This window comes from [Mycobacterium] stephanolepidis (genome assembly GCF_002356335.1).
Classification (GTDB): domain Bacteria; phylum Actinomycetota; class Actinomycetes; order Mycobacteriales; family Mycobacteriaceae; genus Mycobacterium; species Mycobacterium stephanolepidis.
Genome location: NZ_AP018165.1, coordinates 2,595,348 through 2,611,045 on the forward strand (window position 1 = coordinate 2,595,348; position 15,698 = coordinate 2,611,045).

14 protein-coding genes are annotated in these 15,698 nt (G+C 63.4%); 6 read left to right on the forward strand and 8 right to left on the reverse strand.

Annotation, left to right across the window (positions count from 1 at the left end; genetic code table 11):
* Positions 1-120 precede the first annotated feature (120 nt).
* Positions 121-2,301, forward strand: a complete 2,181-nt coding sequence (locus MSTE_RS12870; RefSeq protein WP_096501717.1) for an acyltransferase family protein — start codon at positions 121-123, stop codon at positions 2,299-2,301.
* Between the two features lie 39 nt (positions 2,302-2,340).
* Entirely contained in the window at positions 2,341-4,482 is a 2,142-nt protein-coding gene (glgX, locus tag MSTE_RS12875) for a glycogen debranching protein GlgX (RefSeq protein ID WP_096501719.1), read from the forward strand.
* A gap of 6 nt (positions 4,483-4,488) precedes the next feature.
* Here the strand turns inward: glgX and ilvA are convergent, their stop codons facing one another.
* Both ilvA and MSTE_RS12885 read right to left on the reverse strand, forming a co-directional pair.
* On the reverse strand, positions 4,489-5,748 hold the full coding sequence (gene ilvA / locus MSTE_RS12880) for a threonine ammonia-lyase IlvA (protein WP_096501721.1): 1,260 nt from the start codon (positions 5,746-5,748) through the stop codon (positions 4,489-4,491).
* Entirely contained in the window at positions 5,745-6,182 is a 438-nt protein-coding gene (locus MSTE_RS12885) for a nitroreductase family deazaflavin-dependent oxidoreductase (protein WP_096501723.1), read from the reverse strand. The genes ilvA and MSTE_RS12885 overlap by 4 nt, the downstream gene beginning before the upstream one ends.
* 158 nt (positions 6,183-6,340) lie before the next feature.
* On the opposite strand from MSTE_RS12885, the gene MSTE_RS12890 reads away from it, so the two are divergent.
* The 3 genes from MSTE_RS12890 to MSTE_RS12900 are packed head-to-tail and all read left to right on the forward strand — an operon-like array spanning position 6,341 to position 8,154.
* Positions 6,341-6,541, forward strand: coding sequence for a hypothetical protein (locus tag MSTE_RS12890; protein ID WP_096501725.1), 201 nt, complete (start codon positions 6,341-6,343; stop codon positions 6,539-6,541).
* 33 nt (positions 6,542-6,574) lie between these two features.
* Entirely contained in the window at positions 6,575-7,333 is a 759-nt protein-coding gene (locus tag MSTE_RS12895) for a hypothetical protein (protein ID WP_096501727.1), read from the forward strand.
* Positions 7,334-7,335: 2 nt separating this feature from the next.
* Complete coding sequence (locus MSTE_RS12900) at positions 7,336-8,154, forward strand: DUF6498-containing protein (protein WP_096501729.1); 819 nt, start codon at positions 7,336-7,338, stop codon at positions 8,152-8,154.
* A gap of 7 nt (positions 8,155-8,161) precedes the next feature.
* On the opposite strand, the gene MSTE_RS12905 is transcribed toward MSTE_RS12900, so the two are convergent.
* On the reverse strand, positions 8,162-8,578 hold the full coding sequence (locus MSTE_RS12905; protein WP_030093419.1) for a DUF5313 domain-containing protein: 417 nt from the start codon (positions 8,576-8,578) through the stop codon (positions 8,162-8,164).
* A gap of 171 nt (positions 8,579-8,749) precedes the next feature.
* On the opposite strand from MSTE_RS12905, the gene MSTE_RS12910 reads away from it, so the two are divergent.
* Positions 8,750-9,151, forward strand: coding sequence for an ArsR/SmtB family transcription factor (locus MSTE_RS12910; RefSeq protein WP_231896874.1), 402 nt, complete (start codon positions 8,750-8,752; stop codon positions 9,149-9,151).
* Here the strand turns inward: MSTE_RS12910 and dnaE are convergent.
* From dnaE to lspA, 5 genes are all read right to left on the reverse strand, one after another.
* Positions 9,122-12,679, reverse strand: a complete 3,558-nt coding sequence (gene dnaE, locus MSTE_RS12915) for a DNA polymerase III subunit alpha (protein ID WP_096501733.1) — start codon at positions 12,677-12,679, stop codon at positions 9,122-9,124. The genes MSTE_RS12910 and dnaE overlap by 30 nt on opposite strands.
* A 155-nt stretch (positions 12,680-12,834) precedes the next feature.
* Positions 12,835-13,170: an FAD-dependent monooxygenase gene (locus tag MSTE_RS12920; protein WP_157997685.1), complete on the reverse strand. Its 336-nt coding sequence runs from the start codon at positions 13,168-13,170 to the stop codon at positions 12,835-12,837.
* A 55-nt stretch (positions 13,171-13,225) separates the two neighbouring features.
* A complete protein-coding gene (gene rarD, locus MSTE_RS12925; protein WP_096501737.1) occupies positions 13,226-14,140 on the reverse strand; it encodes an EamA family transporter RarD in 915 nt (304 codons plus the stop codon).
* Positions 14,137-15,054, reverse strand: coding sequence for an RluA family pseudouridine synthase (locus MSTE_RS12930; RefSeq protein WP_096501739.1), 918 nt, complete (start codon positions 15,052-15,054; stop codon positions 14,137-14,139). Before MSTE_RS12930 ends, rarD begins: the two co-directional genes overlap by 4 nt.
* Complete coding sequence (lspA, locus tag MSTE_RS12935; RefSeq protein WP_096501741.1) at positions 15,051-15,686, reverse strand: signal peptidase II; 636 nt, start codon at positions 15,684-15,686, stop codon at positions 15,051-15,053. The genes MSTE_RS12930 and lspA overlap by 4 nt, the downstream gene beginning before the upstream one ends.
* Positions 15,687-15,698: the final 12 nt, after the last annotated feature.

Sequence of the window (15,698 nt, forward strand, 5' to 3'; positions counted from 1 at the left end):
TCGGCACAGTCGTCGAGCCTGTCACAAACCCTCACTACGGAGACATTCGCCTCGTACGCACACGCCGTTGGCGCGCACCTGCGGAGACTCTCGGCAACCATGGGTACATTGGGGGCGAAAATGTTCTTCGTCTCAGCAACCAAGCCCATGACTGATCCCGAGGTGCCCAGCACCGCGGCGATGGACGCCACCCCAAAACCCAAGAGCGGCAAGGGGTTTTATCGCTACGACCTCGACGGATTGCGTGGAATCGCGATTTTTCTGGTCGCGGTGTTTCACGTGTGGTTCGGCAGGGTGTCGGGTGGAGTTGACGTTTTCTTAACCCTTTCGGGCTTTTTCTACGGCAGCAAGCTACTTCGCACAGCGACCACACAGGGAGCCTCGCTCAATCCGGTGCCGGTGTTGAAGCGACTGGTCCGGCGGTTGCTCCCCGCGCTGGTTCTGGTGCTGGCGGCCTGTGCCGTACTCACCATTCTAGTGCAACCCGAGACCCGGTGGGAGACGTTCGCCGAGCAGAGTCTGGCCAGCCTGGGCTACTACCAGAACTGGGAGCTGGCCAACACGGCCGCCGACTATCTGGCGGCCAGCGAGTCGGTCAGCCCGCTCCAGCACCTCTGGTCGATGTCCGTTCAGGGACAGTTCTACGTGGGTTTCCTGGCGTTGGTGTATCTGCTGGCAGTTATGCTGCGCCAACCCCTCGGCCGGCACATTCGCACCGTCCTGGTGGCCGTGATCGGAGTGCTGGCCGCCGCATCGTTCGGGTACGCGATCTACGCTCATCTCGACTTCCAGTCGATTGCCTACTACAACACGTTCGCGCGGGCCTGGGAGTTGCTGCTCGGCGTGCTGGTAGGCGCGCTGGTGGCGGGAACCCGCTGGCCGATGTGGCTTCGCCAGATCCTGAGCATCGCGGCCCTCGCGACGATCCTGTCCTGCGGCGCGCTCATCAACGGCGTGCGGGAGTTCCCGGGCCCGCTGGCCCTCGTGCCCGTCGTCGCCACACTCGTCCTCATCTTGTCGGCGGCGAATCTGCCCACAGAGACCCCACAACCGGCGGCCAACCGGTTCCTGGCCACCAGGCCGCTGGTCGAGCTGGGATCGCTGGCCTACTCCCTTTATCTGTGGCACTGGCCGCTGCTGGTCTACTGGCTGGTCTACAGCGGCCAGCCCAAGGTCTCGCTGTGGGAAGGTGCCGCCATCCTCGGCATATCCCTGGCGTTGGCCTACCTGACCAACAAATACGTCGAGACTCCCCTGCGATACCCCCGACCGGTTGCCAAGCCCTCCACGCTGTGGACCAGGCTGCGGCGCCCCACCTTGGCGCTCGGGACCTCCATCGTGTTGATGGCGGTCGCGCTGACCGCCACCTCGTTCACCTGGCTCGAACATGTCACGGTGCAGCGGTCCAACGGCAAGGAGCTTTCCGGCCTGCGTCCACGGGACTACCCGGGTGCCGGAGCCCTGCTCTACGGCGATCGGGTCCCCGATCTACCGATGCGGCCCACCACCCTGGAGGCCTCCGACGACCTGCCCATCACCACTGAGCAGGAATGCATCAGCGACTTCCGCAATCGCGCGGTGATCACCTGTAACTACGGCAATCCGCACGCCACGCGAACCATCGCACTGGCCGGTGGGTCACATGCCGAACATTGGATCACCGCGCTCGACATCCTGGGGCGCCAACACAACTTCAAGATCACCACCTATCTCAAGATGGGTTGCCCGCTCAGTACCGAAGAGGTCCCCCGCATCGCCGGGTCCAACGATCCGTACCCCGACTGCAAGAAATGGGTCGACGAGGTGATGGCGCGGTTGATCAAGGAACATCCCGACTACGTCTTCACCACCACGACCCGCCCCCGCTCCGCCCTCGGCACCGGCGATGTGATGCCCGACAGCTACCTGGGTATCTGGTCGGCGTTCGATGAGGCGGGCATTCCCGTTCTCGGAATGCGCGACACGCCCTGGCTGATCGACAAGGACGGCACCACCTACACCGCCGCCGACTGCATTTCGGCGGGTGGAAACTCCGATTCGTGCGCCATGGATCGCAACCGCGCGCTCGACGATGTGAATCCCACGCTCGCCATCGCGAACCAGTTCCCACTGCTCAAGATCCTCGACATGACCAAGGCCGTGTGCCGCTCTGACAAATGTCGCGTAGTTGAGGGAAACGTGTTGGTGTATCACGATTCTCACCACATCTCGGCGACCTATATGCGCACCATGACCAAGGAGCTGGGGCGCCAGATCACCCTCGCAACCGGTTGGTGGCGAACGACCCCGCCGGGCAAGTGAGGCGCGCGATCCCGGCGTAGACCGATAGGGTCTATCACTATGACCCTGCCACCACTTCAGGTATGGCCGGGTAACCCGTATCCGCTGGGCGCCACCTATGACGGAGCCGGCACCAACTTCTCGCTGTTCTCCGAGGTCGCCACGGCCGTAGAACTGTGCCTGATCGCCAAGGACGGCACAGAAACCCGAGTGCCACTCGACGAGGTCGACGGGTACGTGTGGCACTGCTATCTGCCAACCATCTCCCCCGGCCAGCGTTACGGATTCCGGGTGCACGGGCCCTGGGAGCCTGAGGCCGGGCACCGCTGCGACCCGAACAAGCTGCTGCTCGACCCGTACGGCAAGGCCTTTCACGGTGAGTTCGGCTATACCCCCGAGGCGGATCCGCCGCTGCTCTCGTACCAGACCGATCCACTGGACACCGAGGCACTCGTCGCGCGCGACTCGCTGGGCCACACCATGACCTCCGTGGTCATCAACCCCTACTTCGACTGGGGTTCGGATCGTGGCCCACGCACCCCGTACCACGAGACGGTCATCTACGAGGCTCATGTCAAGGGCATGACACAGACACATCCCGGAGTCCCCGAGGAGCTCAGGGGCACCTACGCCGGTCTGGCACATCCCGTCGTGATCGAGCACCTGCGTTCCCTCGGTGTTACCGCCATTGAATTGATGCCCGTGCACCAGTTCTTCCAGGACAGCCGGCTGATTGCACTAGGATTGCGAAACTACTGGGGGTACAACACCTTCGGATTCTTGGCTCCGCATGCGGGGTACGCGTCATCGCCGCACGCGGGCGGTGCCGTCGCCGAGTTCAAGGCCATGGTTCGCGCTCTGCACGAGGCGGGCATCGAGGTCATCCTCGATGTCGTCTACAACCACACGGCCGAGGGTGATCACATCGGTCCGACCTTGAGCTTCCGCGGTATCGACAATCGCGCCTACTACAAACTCAACGATGACAACCTCGCGCGGTACACCGACTACACCGGGACGGGGAACAGTCTCAACGCTCGCCACCCGCACACGTTGCAGCTCATCATGGACTCGCTGCGCTATTGGGTCACCGAAATGCATGTCGACGGATTCCGGTTCGACCTGGCCTCGACCCTGGCCCGCGAGTTGCACGACGTCGACCGCCTGTCCGCCTTTTTCGACCTGGTGCAGCAAGACCCGATCGTCAGTCAGGTCAAACTGATCGCCGAACCCTGGGATATCGGTGAGGGCGGATACCAGGTGGGCAACTTCCCCGGCCTGTGGACCGAATGGAACGGCAAGTTTCGCGACACCGTCCGCGATTACTGGCGCGGAGAGCCCGCCACCCTCGGCGAATTCGCCTCCCGTCTCACCGGCTCCTCAGATCTCTACGAGGCAACCGGGCGCCGCCCCAGTGCGAGCATCAACTTCGTCACCGCACATGACGGCTTCACACTACGAGACCTGGTCTCGTACAACGAAAAACACAACGAGGCCAACGGCGAGAACAATAAGGACGGGGAAACCCACAACCGCTCGTGGAACTGCGGTGTGGAGGGCCCCACCGATGATCCGGAGATTCTCGCGCTACGTGCCCGTCAGATGCGCAACATCTTCGCGACTCTGGTGCTGAGCCAGGGCACGCCGATGCTCTCGCACGGCGACGAGATCGGCCGCACCCAGCAGGGCAATAACAACGTGTATTGCCAGGATTCGACGCTGTCCTGGATGGACTGGGAGCTGGCTGCGACAAATTCCGACCTGCTGCAATTCGCCAGGACGGTGATCGCGCTGCGTAAACAGCACCCGGTATTCCGCCGCCGCCGCTTCTTCGCCGGACGACCGATCCGCGAGGGCGAGGAAGTACGTGACATCGCGTGGCTGACACCCGCGGGCGAGGAAATGACCACCGCCGACTGGGACAGCGGTTTCGGCAAGAGTCTGGCCGTCTTCCTCAACGGCGATGCGATCCCCGAACCCAACGCACGCGGCGAACGCGTGTCCGGTGACTCGTTCCTGCTGTGTTTCAACGCCTATGACGAGCCGCTGGATTTCGTGACACCCGACGGCGACTATGCGAGGCAGTGGACGGCAGTCCTCGACACCGCCGAACCCGACGGACAATGCTCGGCGATAGTCGACGCAGGCAAGGCCGTGCGTGTCCAGGATCGCGCCCTGGTAGTACTGCGCAAGACCGGATAGTCGGCGCTACGTCAGGTAGCGGAATGCGGCCGAATCCGGTTCCAGCCGCTCGATATCAAGGTCCGACGCGTACATGCGGTCCAGCAAGCCCGCGAGATCATCGGCATTGCTGAGCTCGATGCCCACCAAGGCGGCACCCATCTCACGGTTGTTCCGCTTGACGTACTCGAACAGCGTGATGTCGTCGTTGGGCCCGAGTATGTCCCCCAAGAATCGGCGCAACGCACCCGGCTCCTGCGGGAAGTCGACGAGGAAGTAGTGCTTGAGCCCCAGATGCACCAATGAGCGCTCCAGGATCTCGCCGTACCGCGAAACATCGTTGTTTCCACCGGAAATCAGGCAGACAACCGTCTCGCCGGGGGCCAGGTCCAGTTCTGACAGCGCGGCGACCGACAGGGCACCGGCGGGTTCGGCAATGATGCCCTCGTTCTGATACAGCTCGAGCATCGCGGTGCAGGCGGCACCTTCGTCGACGGTCATCAACGTCAGTGTTTCTCCGGCCGCGGCCAGCAGTCGGTACGGAACCGCACCGGCCACCTGCACCGCGCAGCCGTCGACGAACGGATCGACGTGGTCGAGTGGAACCGGACCGCCCGCGCGCATCGCGGCCGCCATGCACGCGGCACCGGCCGGTTCGACACCGACGACCCGCACCTGAGGAGCCCGTTCCCGCAGGTACGTGACGATCCCGGAGATGCAGCCGCCGCCACCGACCGGGACCACCACAACGTCCGGCTGGACATCGAGCTGGTCGAGGATCTCGGCGGCAATGGTGCCCTGCCCGGCGATGGTCCGTGGATCGTCGAACGCCGGGACCAGGGTGGCCCCGGTGCGTTCGGCGTCGGCCTTGGCCGCCGCGGCCGCCTCGTCGTAGCCGTGCCCGACCGCGATGAGCTCAACGAACCCGTTGCCGTGATAGATGATCCGTTGCCGCTTCTGCTTCGGAGTCTTGCTGGGGATGTATACGCGCCCGTGTACGCCCATCGAGTTGCAGGCCAACGCGAACCCCTGGGCGTGGTTTCCGGCGCTGGAGCACACGACGCCGGCAGCCTTCTCCTCGTCGCTGAGCTGCATCAGGAGGTTGAACGCACCACGCAGTTTGTACGAGCGAACCGATTGCAGATCTTCACGTTTGAGATAGACGTTGGCCCCGGTGAGCGCCGAGAGACGATCAGCGTGCTGGACGAGAGTCGGGTGCACCACCTCGTCGATGCGCTTGGCCGCCGCATCGATGTCGTCGGCGGTGACGGCCTGAGCCGTGCTCAAGAGACAGGTGTCAGCACGAAAACCGGGATCTGACGGTCGGTCTTGGTTTGGTATTCCGCGTACGGCGGGTAGGCCTCGACGGCGCGATCCCACCACTGTGCCTTCTCGTCGCCGACCACCTCGCGCGACTGGTAGTCCTTGGTGGTGCTGCCGTCCTGCAGCTCGACGAGCGGATTCTCTTTGACGTTGTAGTACCAGACGGGGTTCTTGGGTGCGCCTCCGAGCGAGGCCACGATGGCGTACTCGCCGTTGTGCTCGACCCGCATCAGGGCGATCTTGCGCAGCTTGCCGGACTTCGCGCCCAGCGTGGTCAGCAGGATCACGGGCATGTCCGCGATGGTGATGCCGTCGGTGGTCCCACTCTCGATAATCTTGGCCACCTGCTTCTGCGACCAATCGAGTCCACTGGGTTCGTATTCACCGGTTAATGGCATGCCGATAACTGTATCGCTCCAGGCATCGCGGAATCACGCCGATAACACCCAGCACCCACGAGGCCCGCCCGCATCGGATACCCCGCGACTTTAGTTTTAGACCCCATGATGGGAGTGTTCGGTTGACCGAACTTCCCGATTAGGCATATCCTTCATTCATGACGACGTTCGAGCGCGCAGCACACGGGGTGCGGCCGGTGGACGTCGCGGCCATGCCGGCCTACAAGCTGCTGGCACTGGGAGTCGGTACCGCGGTATTCGTGGTGACGCTCTTGCTGGTCGCGTCGATGTCGACGGCGGTACTCTCGGCCGCCGCGGTGGCCAGCATGGTCTGGCTCACCGGCTCGCTCATTCACTGAGCAGAACCATCCAACGGGGTGTAATACATCCCCATGTCTTCACCAAGCCAATCGGCCGCCGGGCATCCCGGTGAGCGCCGTATGGAGCGGCTGGCCCACGAGGTGACCGATGATGTACTGGCCGCCGAGAAATACCTGCCTTCCTGGTTGCGCCCGGGCGCTCCGGAAAGCCGAATACCGGTCCTTATCGCTCTTGTCGCGGCAATCGGTCTTCAGCTGGCCATCCCCGCCCAGTTCAACCTGACGCCACGTTGGCCGCTACCGGCCCTCGAATCCGCACTCCTGGTCGTATTGGTGATCCTGAACCCGCTAAAGTTCACGCGTTCAACAACTCTCGGGCGCTGGGCGACATATGTGCTGATCGCAGCCATCACCGCCGACAACACCATCTCGGCGGCGCTGCTGGATTACAAGATCGTGACCGGGCAGATGGGTGACAACCCGCGCGTGCTCCTGGGCAGCGGCCTGGCCATCTTCATCACCAACATCATCGTGTTCGGCATGTGGTACTGGGAGTTTGACCGTGGCGGACCGTTCGCGCGCCACACCACCGAACGGCCGCATCCGGATTTTATGTTTCCGCAGATGGCCAATCCCGAACTCGCTCCGCCGGATTGGCGCCCAAAGTTCCCCGACTACCTCTACGTGAGCTTCACCAACGTCGTCGCGTTCTCCCCCACCGACACCATGCCACTGTCGCGCTGGGCGAAGATGCTGATGACCTTGCAGTCGATGGTCGCGCTGTCCACAGTGGCACTGGTGCTGGCCCGTGCCGTGAACATTCTGGGCTAGCGGTGATCGCGCAGGGTTCGGCCCCGGCATCGGAGGTACCCGGGACCCTTAACCGGATTCTGCACCTGGCCACGATGCTCGCGGTGAACGCGATTCCCCTCACCGGCTGGTTCGTGGGCGGGTGGACCGCCGGTACGACGCTCGCGGTCTACTGGTTCGAAACTGTGGTGGCGTCTCTGTTCGTCGCACTCCGGGCACTTCTTCACAAGCGATGGAGTCCGCGCCGCGGGCACTTCAGGTACGAGGCACCGGGGCCGGATCAGAGCTACTCGCGAACTTCTTTCATCAAAGGATTCCTCTTCACGACTCTCGTCTTTTCGGGAGCACACGGGTTCTTTCTGGCCGTCATCGTGTTGCTCCTCACCCACAACGGCAAGGCCGCACTGATTGGTGTCGATTGGCACACTGTGGGATTCGGGTGCCTACAGGTTCTTATCGCACTGGCCGTCGACTTCCTGATCGACCTTCCGTCGCTGCGCCGTTGGTCTTTCTGGCAGCTGGAGGTGATGGCAAGCCGTGGGTTCATGCGGGTTGCCGTAGTACACCTCACCTTGATCTTCGGGATGTTCGCGGTCGCGGTCACCGACGCGCCCTCGGCGCTGTTCGGCGTGTTCGTGGTCCTGAAGACCATGTATTCACTCAGTGTCACGTTCCCGCAATGGGAGCCGGCCACCCCGCCGCGCTGGCTCAGCCGGGCGATGAACCGGATCCCCAGCGCGCGGCCGGGACTGACCTTCGAGCAGCAATGGGCCAAGGACCGGAACTACGAGACGGCACGGCGAAGGAAGAACGAAGAGCCCTGGACAGGGACGCGGCGGTGAGCGCTCCTCAGATGGGGTCGCTGCTGGAGTAGGTGTCGGTCGACTCCGGACGGGCACCGTAGCGCTGGGCGTATGTCTGGTGCTTGCGGGCGTGCTTTTCGCGGTTACCGATATCGGCGAGTTTCGGATCCAGATCATGCTGGGCCAACCGGTAGCGTCGCCAGATCTTGTTGAGAGCGTGGGTCATCAGGATCGCCCACACGTAGATGGGCAGGGTGATCGCCACGTGCAGCAGCAGTCCACCCGGCAGGAGCCAGAACGGAGCCAGGATGAAATGCGGCGGGATCACGTACCGGATCATGTGCCGCCGCACCGCGCCGGGACCGGACAGATCGTTGGTCACCCAATCCCGCATCGAGTCGGGTAAGCGCTTTCCGTAGGCGTAGGTGATGTACTGCCCCGCGGTGGGCCGATCCGTTGTCATACACACTCCTGGCGTCTTGTGCGGCTCTCGCCGGAGTGAGCAGCAGACAGCCCTGCTGAGTACAGGTAAGGCCCCGACGAGAGCCGTCAGGAACTATAGACGGGCCCCTGTCCTGCAGTGTTGCCGGGTTGCTAATCTTTGCAAGTTGTTGTGTGGTGAGGTGGACTGGATATGGATGCGCGTCAACCGCTGTATCGGATGAAGGCGGATTTCTTCAAGACATTGGGCCATCCGGTGCGGATTCGGGTGCTCGAGCTGCTCAGCGAGCGCGATCAAGCCGTGTCGGAAATGCTGCCCGAAGTGGGTATCGAGGCGGCCAACCTGTCGCAGCAGCTGGCCGTACTGCGGCGTGCCGGCCTGGTGACCGCCCGCCGCGAAGGACTGTCCGTGCTGTACACACTGACTTCACCGCGCGTAGCCGAGTTACTGGCGACCGCACGCAAGATCTTGACCGGTGTGGTGGCCGATCAAGCCGAATGGCTCGACTCCGCCGATCCCGTCGTGCCCGAGCTGGCCGATGCCGCAGCGACCCGACTCGCAGACTCAGCCGCCCAGGCAGCCCGGCCCGAGTAGCGCCTTGAGGTCACCCATCAGAGCCGATGATGGCGTCACCCGAAGCGACTGATCGAGTTCGAGCGTGGTGACACGCTCTCCGCTGATCAAACGCAGATGAACCTGGTTGGTCCCGGGATGCCGCGCCAACACCTGCTTGAGTGCGGTCACCTTGTCGATGGTGCACTGACGTGTCGGCAGCGTGACCGCAACCGGACGATCGTCGGAGGCCTGCGAAAAGTCTGGCACCACAAGGTCGTTGGCAATCAGCGAAATCCGGTCATCACGGATCGCCACCTTCGCGTTCACCAGAACGACGGCGTCATCGGCGATCTCGGCGCCGTACACCGAATAGGCCTGCGGGAAGAAGAGCACCTCGATGCCACCGGTGAGGTCCTCGAGTTGCGCGGAAGCCCAAGGCATTCCGTTCTTATTAACCCGACGGTTGACCGAGGCGAGGATCCCGCCCACGCGCACCTGAGTGTCGTTGGCGATGTCGCCTTCGAGGATCGTTGGGATCTGGGTGTCGGTCTGGCGACCCAGCAGGTGCGCCACTCCGTTGAGCGGGTGCCCGGATACGTACAGCCCCAGCATCTCTCGCTCGAGCGCGAGTTTATGTTTCTCTTCCCATTCCTCGTCGGGCACCTTGATGGCGAACACACTGGATGCGTCGGCATCGTCGTCCCCCGCGCCGCCGAAGAGGTCGAACTGCCCCATCGCTTCGGCCTTCTTGGTGCCCAACACCGAGTCGACGGCATCGGATTGGACGAGAAAAAGCCCCTTGCGGGAATGCCCCAGCGAGTCGAAGGCACCGGCCTTCACCAGCGATTCCGTGACCTTCTTATTGCAGGCCGCGATGTCGATCTTGTGCAGATAGTCGGAGAAATCGGTGAAGGCGCCCTTCGATTCCCGGGTCGCTATCAGCGACTGGACCACGTTGGCGCCGACATTTCGCACGCCGCCGAGCCCGTAGCGGATGTCTTCCCCCACCGAGGCGAAGTTGTGGACCGACTCGTTGACGTCTGGCGGTAGCACCGTGATGCCCAGCCGACGGCAATCGGCGAGGTAGATGGCCGCCTTGTCCTTGTCGTCACCCACGGAGGTAAGCAGCCCGGCCATGTACTCGCCGGGGTAGTTGGCCTTGAGGTAGGCAGTCCAGAACGACACCAATCCGTAGCCGGCGGCGTGCGACTTGTTGAACGCGTATCCGGCGAACGGAAGAATGGTGTCCCACAGCGCCTTCACGGCCTTCTCGGAGAAGCCGTTGTTGGTCATGCCCTCATAGAAGCCCTTGTACTCGGCTTCCAGCACTTCAAGCTTCTTCTTGCCCATGGCCTTGCGGAGCGCATCGGCCTTACCCATGGAGTACGAGGCAACCTTCTGGGCGATGAACATGATCTGCTCTTGGTAGACGATCAGACCGTAGGTCTCCGAGAGGATGTCCCTGAGCGGCTCCTCCAGTTCGGGGTGAATGGGCTTGATCGGCTGACGACCGTTCTTGCGGTCGGCGTAGTCGTTGTGTGCGTTCATGCCCATCGGGCCGGGGCGGTACAGCGCCAGCACGGCGACGATGTCGTTGAATCCGGTGGGCTGCATGCGGCGCAGCAGATCCCGCATGGGGCCGCCGTCGAGCTGAAACACGCCGAGAGTGTCACCGCGGGAGAGCAATTCGTACGTGGCCGGATCTTCCAGTGGCAGATGATCGAGGTCCAGATCTATGCCCCTGTTGGCCTTGATGTTGTCCAGCGCATCACCGATGACGGTCAGGTTGCGCAAACCCAGGAAGTCCATCTTCAGCAGGCCGATGGCCTCACACGACGGATAGTCCCAGCCGGTGATGATGGCGCCGTCTTGCGCGCGCCGCCACAGCGGAATGGCGTCGGTGAGCGGCTCCGAGCTCATGATGACGGCACATGCGTGCACACCGGCGTTGCGGATCAGGCCTTCCAGACCGCGGGCGGTCTGATAGATGGTCCGCACATCGGGATCGGTGTCGATCAGGGTGCGAACCTCGGCGGCCTCTTTGTACCGCTCGTGCTCGGGGTCGGTGATACCCGAAAGTGGGATGTCCTTGGCCATGATGGGCGGTGGCAGCGCCTTGGTGATCCGGTCCGCGATGGCGAATCCGGGCTGTCCGTAGTGGATACGCGCCGAGTCCTTCAGCGCCGCTTTGGTCTTAATGGTGCCGAAGGTGATGACCTGTGCGACCCGGTCACTGCCCCACTTGTCCGTGGCGTACCGGACCATCTCTCCGCGGCGACGATCGTCGAAGTCGATATCGATATCGGGTGCCGACGGTCGTTCCGGATTCAGGAAGCGCTCGAACAGCAGCCCGTGCGGGATGGGGTCGATGTTGGTGATGCCGAGCGCGTAGGCGACCAGCGATCCGGCCGCCGATCCACGACCCGGGCCCACCCTGATACCGACTTCCTTGGCATGCGTGACCAGGTCACCAACGACCAAGAAGTATGCGGGGAAACCCTTTTGCTTGATGACGTCGAGCTCATAGTGCGCACGGGTGAAGTACTCGTCGGGCACTCCGCCGGGGACGCCGTGGAAACGATGCTCCAGTCCACGGTCCACCTCCTTGCGCAGCCAGGAGTCCTGGTCTTCGCCCTCGGGCACCGGGAACACCGGCATACGGTCCTTGAAGCTCCAGACGTCTTCGTACGACTGCACCCGCTCGGCGATGAGCAAGGTGTTGTCACATGCGCCGGGGACGGAGTCATCCCAGAGGTCACGCATCTCGGACGCCGGCTTCAGGAAGTAGCCGTCGCCGTCGAACTTGAAGCGCGTGGGGTCCGACATGGTCTTGCCGGTCTGCACACATAGCAGTGCTTCGTGGTTGTGCGAGTGATCCTTGGTGACGTAGTGACAGTCGTTGGTGGCCAGCGGAGGTATGCCGAGCTTCTTGCCCAACTCCAGCAGTCCCTCACGCACCCGGCGTTCGATGGACAGCCCGTGGTCCATCAGCTCCAGGAAGAAGTTCTCCTTGCCAAAGATCTGCTGCCATTTGGCGGCGGCTTCGAGTGCTTCTGCCTCCTGACCGAGACGAAGCCGGGTCTGCACCTCACCGGAAGGACATCCGGTGGTGGCGATGATGCCGCTCGAGTGCTCGGCGATGAGCTCGGCGTCCATGCGCGCCCATTTGCCCAGCTGGCCCTCGAACGAGGCCATCGAGGACAGCTTGAACAGGTTGCGCAGGCCTGTCGCGTTCTCAGCGACCATCGTCATGTGGGTGTACGAACCCGAGCCGGACACGTCATCGGACTTCTGACCAGGATCGCCCCAGAAGACACGCTTGGTGTCGAACCGAGAGGCGGGCGCGATGTAGGCCTCGATGCCGATGATGGGCTTGACCCCGGTGGCGCTGGCGACGTTGTAGAACTCGCTGGCGCCGTACATGTTGCCGTGGTCGGTCATGCCGACTGCCGTCATGCCGAGGCGCTCAACCTCGGCAAGCATCGGCTTGATCTTCGCGGCACCATCGAGCATCGAGTACTCGGTGTGGTTGTGCAGGTGCACGAACGAAGAATTCGAGGAGCTCACACGTGCCTTTCGTACCGACCCACGATTGGGGCGTCAATCGCTAGAGGGGTCAGTTTATGGCGAGGGTCCGACAGTCCCGGGCGTGTCGGGGGTGTGTCGCCCGGCTCATCCAGCTACCCGAATCACAGCGGTCACAAAAGCCCCGTCAGCAACGATCAAGACCTGTTTCGCCGACGAGTCCTCGCACGGGTGGCGGCTGACGACGCAGGTGTCTCCAAAAGTCTCGAAGTACCGTGGCCGGGCTCCAACAGCCGCGACCCGGTTGGGCTCAGAAATGCCCCGCTGCAGTGGTGGATGCCATGCGCTCGCACCTCGGCGCCAAGTCCCAGCTCGTCGAGCGCCCGCATCGCGTTGGGCCAGACACTGATACCGCAACCGACCTCGGTGAACCTCTCCCGTTGTTCGAAAAGCGTCACCTCATGGCCCGCCTGCGTCAGGCTGATCGTCGCGGTCAATCCACCGAGGCCGCCACCGATGACCGCAATGCGCACCGCGCGACCGTAACTCTCCGCAGCGCGATGGCGCGCCGACGATGGCGGCTGTGTGTCAGGTCGTGGCGGGCTGCACCCGGCGCGCACTGCGCACCACGTCGACGGTGAAGACCACCAGCGCCGCCCAGATCAGGGCAAAGCCGGCCCAGCGCTCCGGGGGCATCGCCTCGTGCTTGACCAGTACACCCCAGAGCATCTGCAGCGACGGCGTCAGGTACTGCAGCAACCCAAGGGTTACCAATGGAATACGTTGTGCCGCAATCCCGAACATCAGCAGTGGCAGCGCCGTCACCACACCGCTGAACACGATCAGCGCGGTGTGACCGTGGGTGTAACCAAGGAAGTGCTGCTGCCCGGTGAGACCGAGAAACGCCACATAGGCCAGCGCGAACGGTGCCGCGACGATTCCCTCGGCAGTCAGGCTCACGCGCGGATCGACGGTCACCGTCTTCTTGATGGCTCCATATCCGGCGAACGAGACGGCCAGTACCAACGTGATGACCGGCAGCTGTCCGTAGTTGATGGTGAGCACGATGACCGCGGTGACTGCCAGCACCAGGGCCAGCAGCTGCCATCTGCTGAGCGGCTCCCGGAAGATCAGTACGCCCAACAACACCGTCACCAATGGGTTGACGAAGTATCCGAGCGCGGCGTCCAGGACGTGCCCCGAGTTGACGGCATAGATGTAGACACCCCAGTTGAGGGCGATAAGCACCGAGGCACCCGCCAGGAGAAGCCAGTTGCGCGGCCCCATCGCGATGAGATCGCGCAATCGCCGAGAGATGGCGACGACGGTCAGCATCAACAGCAGCGTCCAGATCATCCGGTGCGCCAGGATCTCCAGCGCACTGGCCGGCTTCAGCAGAGGGAAGAACGCGGGAAACAATCCCCACATGAAGTAGGCGGCCGCACCGAACAGGTATCCGGACTTCAGACGACTCTCTTGGGAAGCGGCGATCGCCCCACTCATCGCAGGACGTCGAGCGCGTGCGCCAGATCGTCCGGATAGTCGCTGGTGATCTCCATCCAGCGGCCATCGCCCGGATGCGTGAATGCCAGCGATTTGGCGTGCAGCCATTGCCGTTCCAGCCCGAGCTTGGCAGCCAGCGTTGGATCCGCGCCATAGGTCAGATCACCGCAGCAGGGATGTTTGATGGCCGAAAAATGCACCCGGATCTGGTGGGTGCGACCGGTTTCCAGGTGTATGTCCAACAGGCTGGCCGCCACGAACGCTTCAAGGGTGTCGTAGTGGGTGATCGAATGACGTCCGTCCTCGACGACGGCGAACTTCCAGTCGTGTCCCCGGTGCCGCCCGATGGGGGCATCGATGGTGCCGCTGGACGGGTCCGGATGTCCTTGCACGAGAGCGTGATAACGCTTCTCCACGCGCCGGTACTTGAAGGCCCGTTTGAGCTCGGTGTAAGCCTTCTCCGACAACGCGACAACCATCACGCCCGAGGTGCCGACGTCCAGGCGGTGCACGATTCCCTTGCGTTCCGGCACACCTGAGGTAGTCATCCGGAACCCGGCGGCGGCGAGCCCGCCGAGCACGGTGGGACCGCTCCAGCCGACAGAGGCGTGGGCCGCGACGCCCGCTGGTTTGTCGACGGCAACCAGATCGTCATCGGCGTACAGAATTTTCATACCCTCGATGGCCTCGACCCGATTCTCCGGCGGGGCCTTGGGTTCGGGGAGAGTGACCTCCAGCCAGGTGCCCGCGGTGAGTTTCTCGGACTTGGTGACCACAACACCATCGAGAAGCACCGCGCCCTCTTCGGCGAGAGTGGCCGCGGCCGTGCGCGACAGCCCGAGCAGGCGTGCCAGCCCGGCGTCGACCCGCATGCCGGACAGGCCGTCGGGCACCGGCAGAGAACGCGAGGTCATATTGGCTTGATCTGGGAAGCCTGCGCGTCGGCGTCGTCCGGCGTCGTCGAGTCGTCGGTGCTCGATGCTTCTCCCGTCGAGCGCTCGTCGGTGCTCGATACTCCTCGCGTCGAGCGCTCGTCGGAGTCGTAGTCGTAGCCGAACAGCGACAGCGCCACCAGCAGGATCGCCCCACCTACCACCGCCGGGTCGGCGACATTGAAGACAGGCCACCACCCCACCGAGAGGAAGTCGACCACGTGACCGCGCAGGGGTCCGGGCCCCCGAAAGAACCTGTCGACGAGATTGCCCAGCGCACCGCCGAGGATCATCCCCAAACCGATCGCCCACCACGTCGAGACCAACCGGCGTCCGATGAGCAGGATTCCCACCACGACCGACATGGCGATGAGGGTCAGAACCCAGGTGTATCCGGTGGCGAAGGAGAACGCGGCGCCCGAGTTACGCACCAGCGTCCAGCTGACGGTGTCGCCGATGATGGGCACCGGTTTGCCGGGCTGCAGCAGTTTGACGGCGAGGACCTTGCTGACGACGTCCACCGCGAGTACCACCGCCGCCACGATGAGCAGCAGTTTTATCCGCCGCTTGGGCTTCGGGGCGGTTTCGGGCTCGTCACTCACGTCACCCATCATCCCTTACTCGGT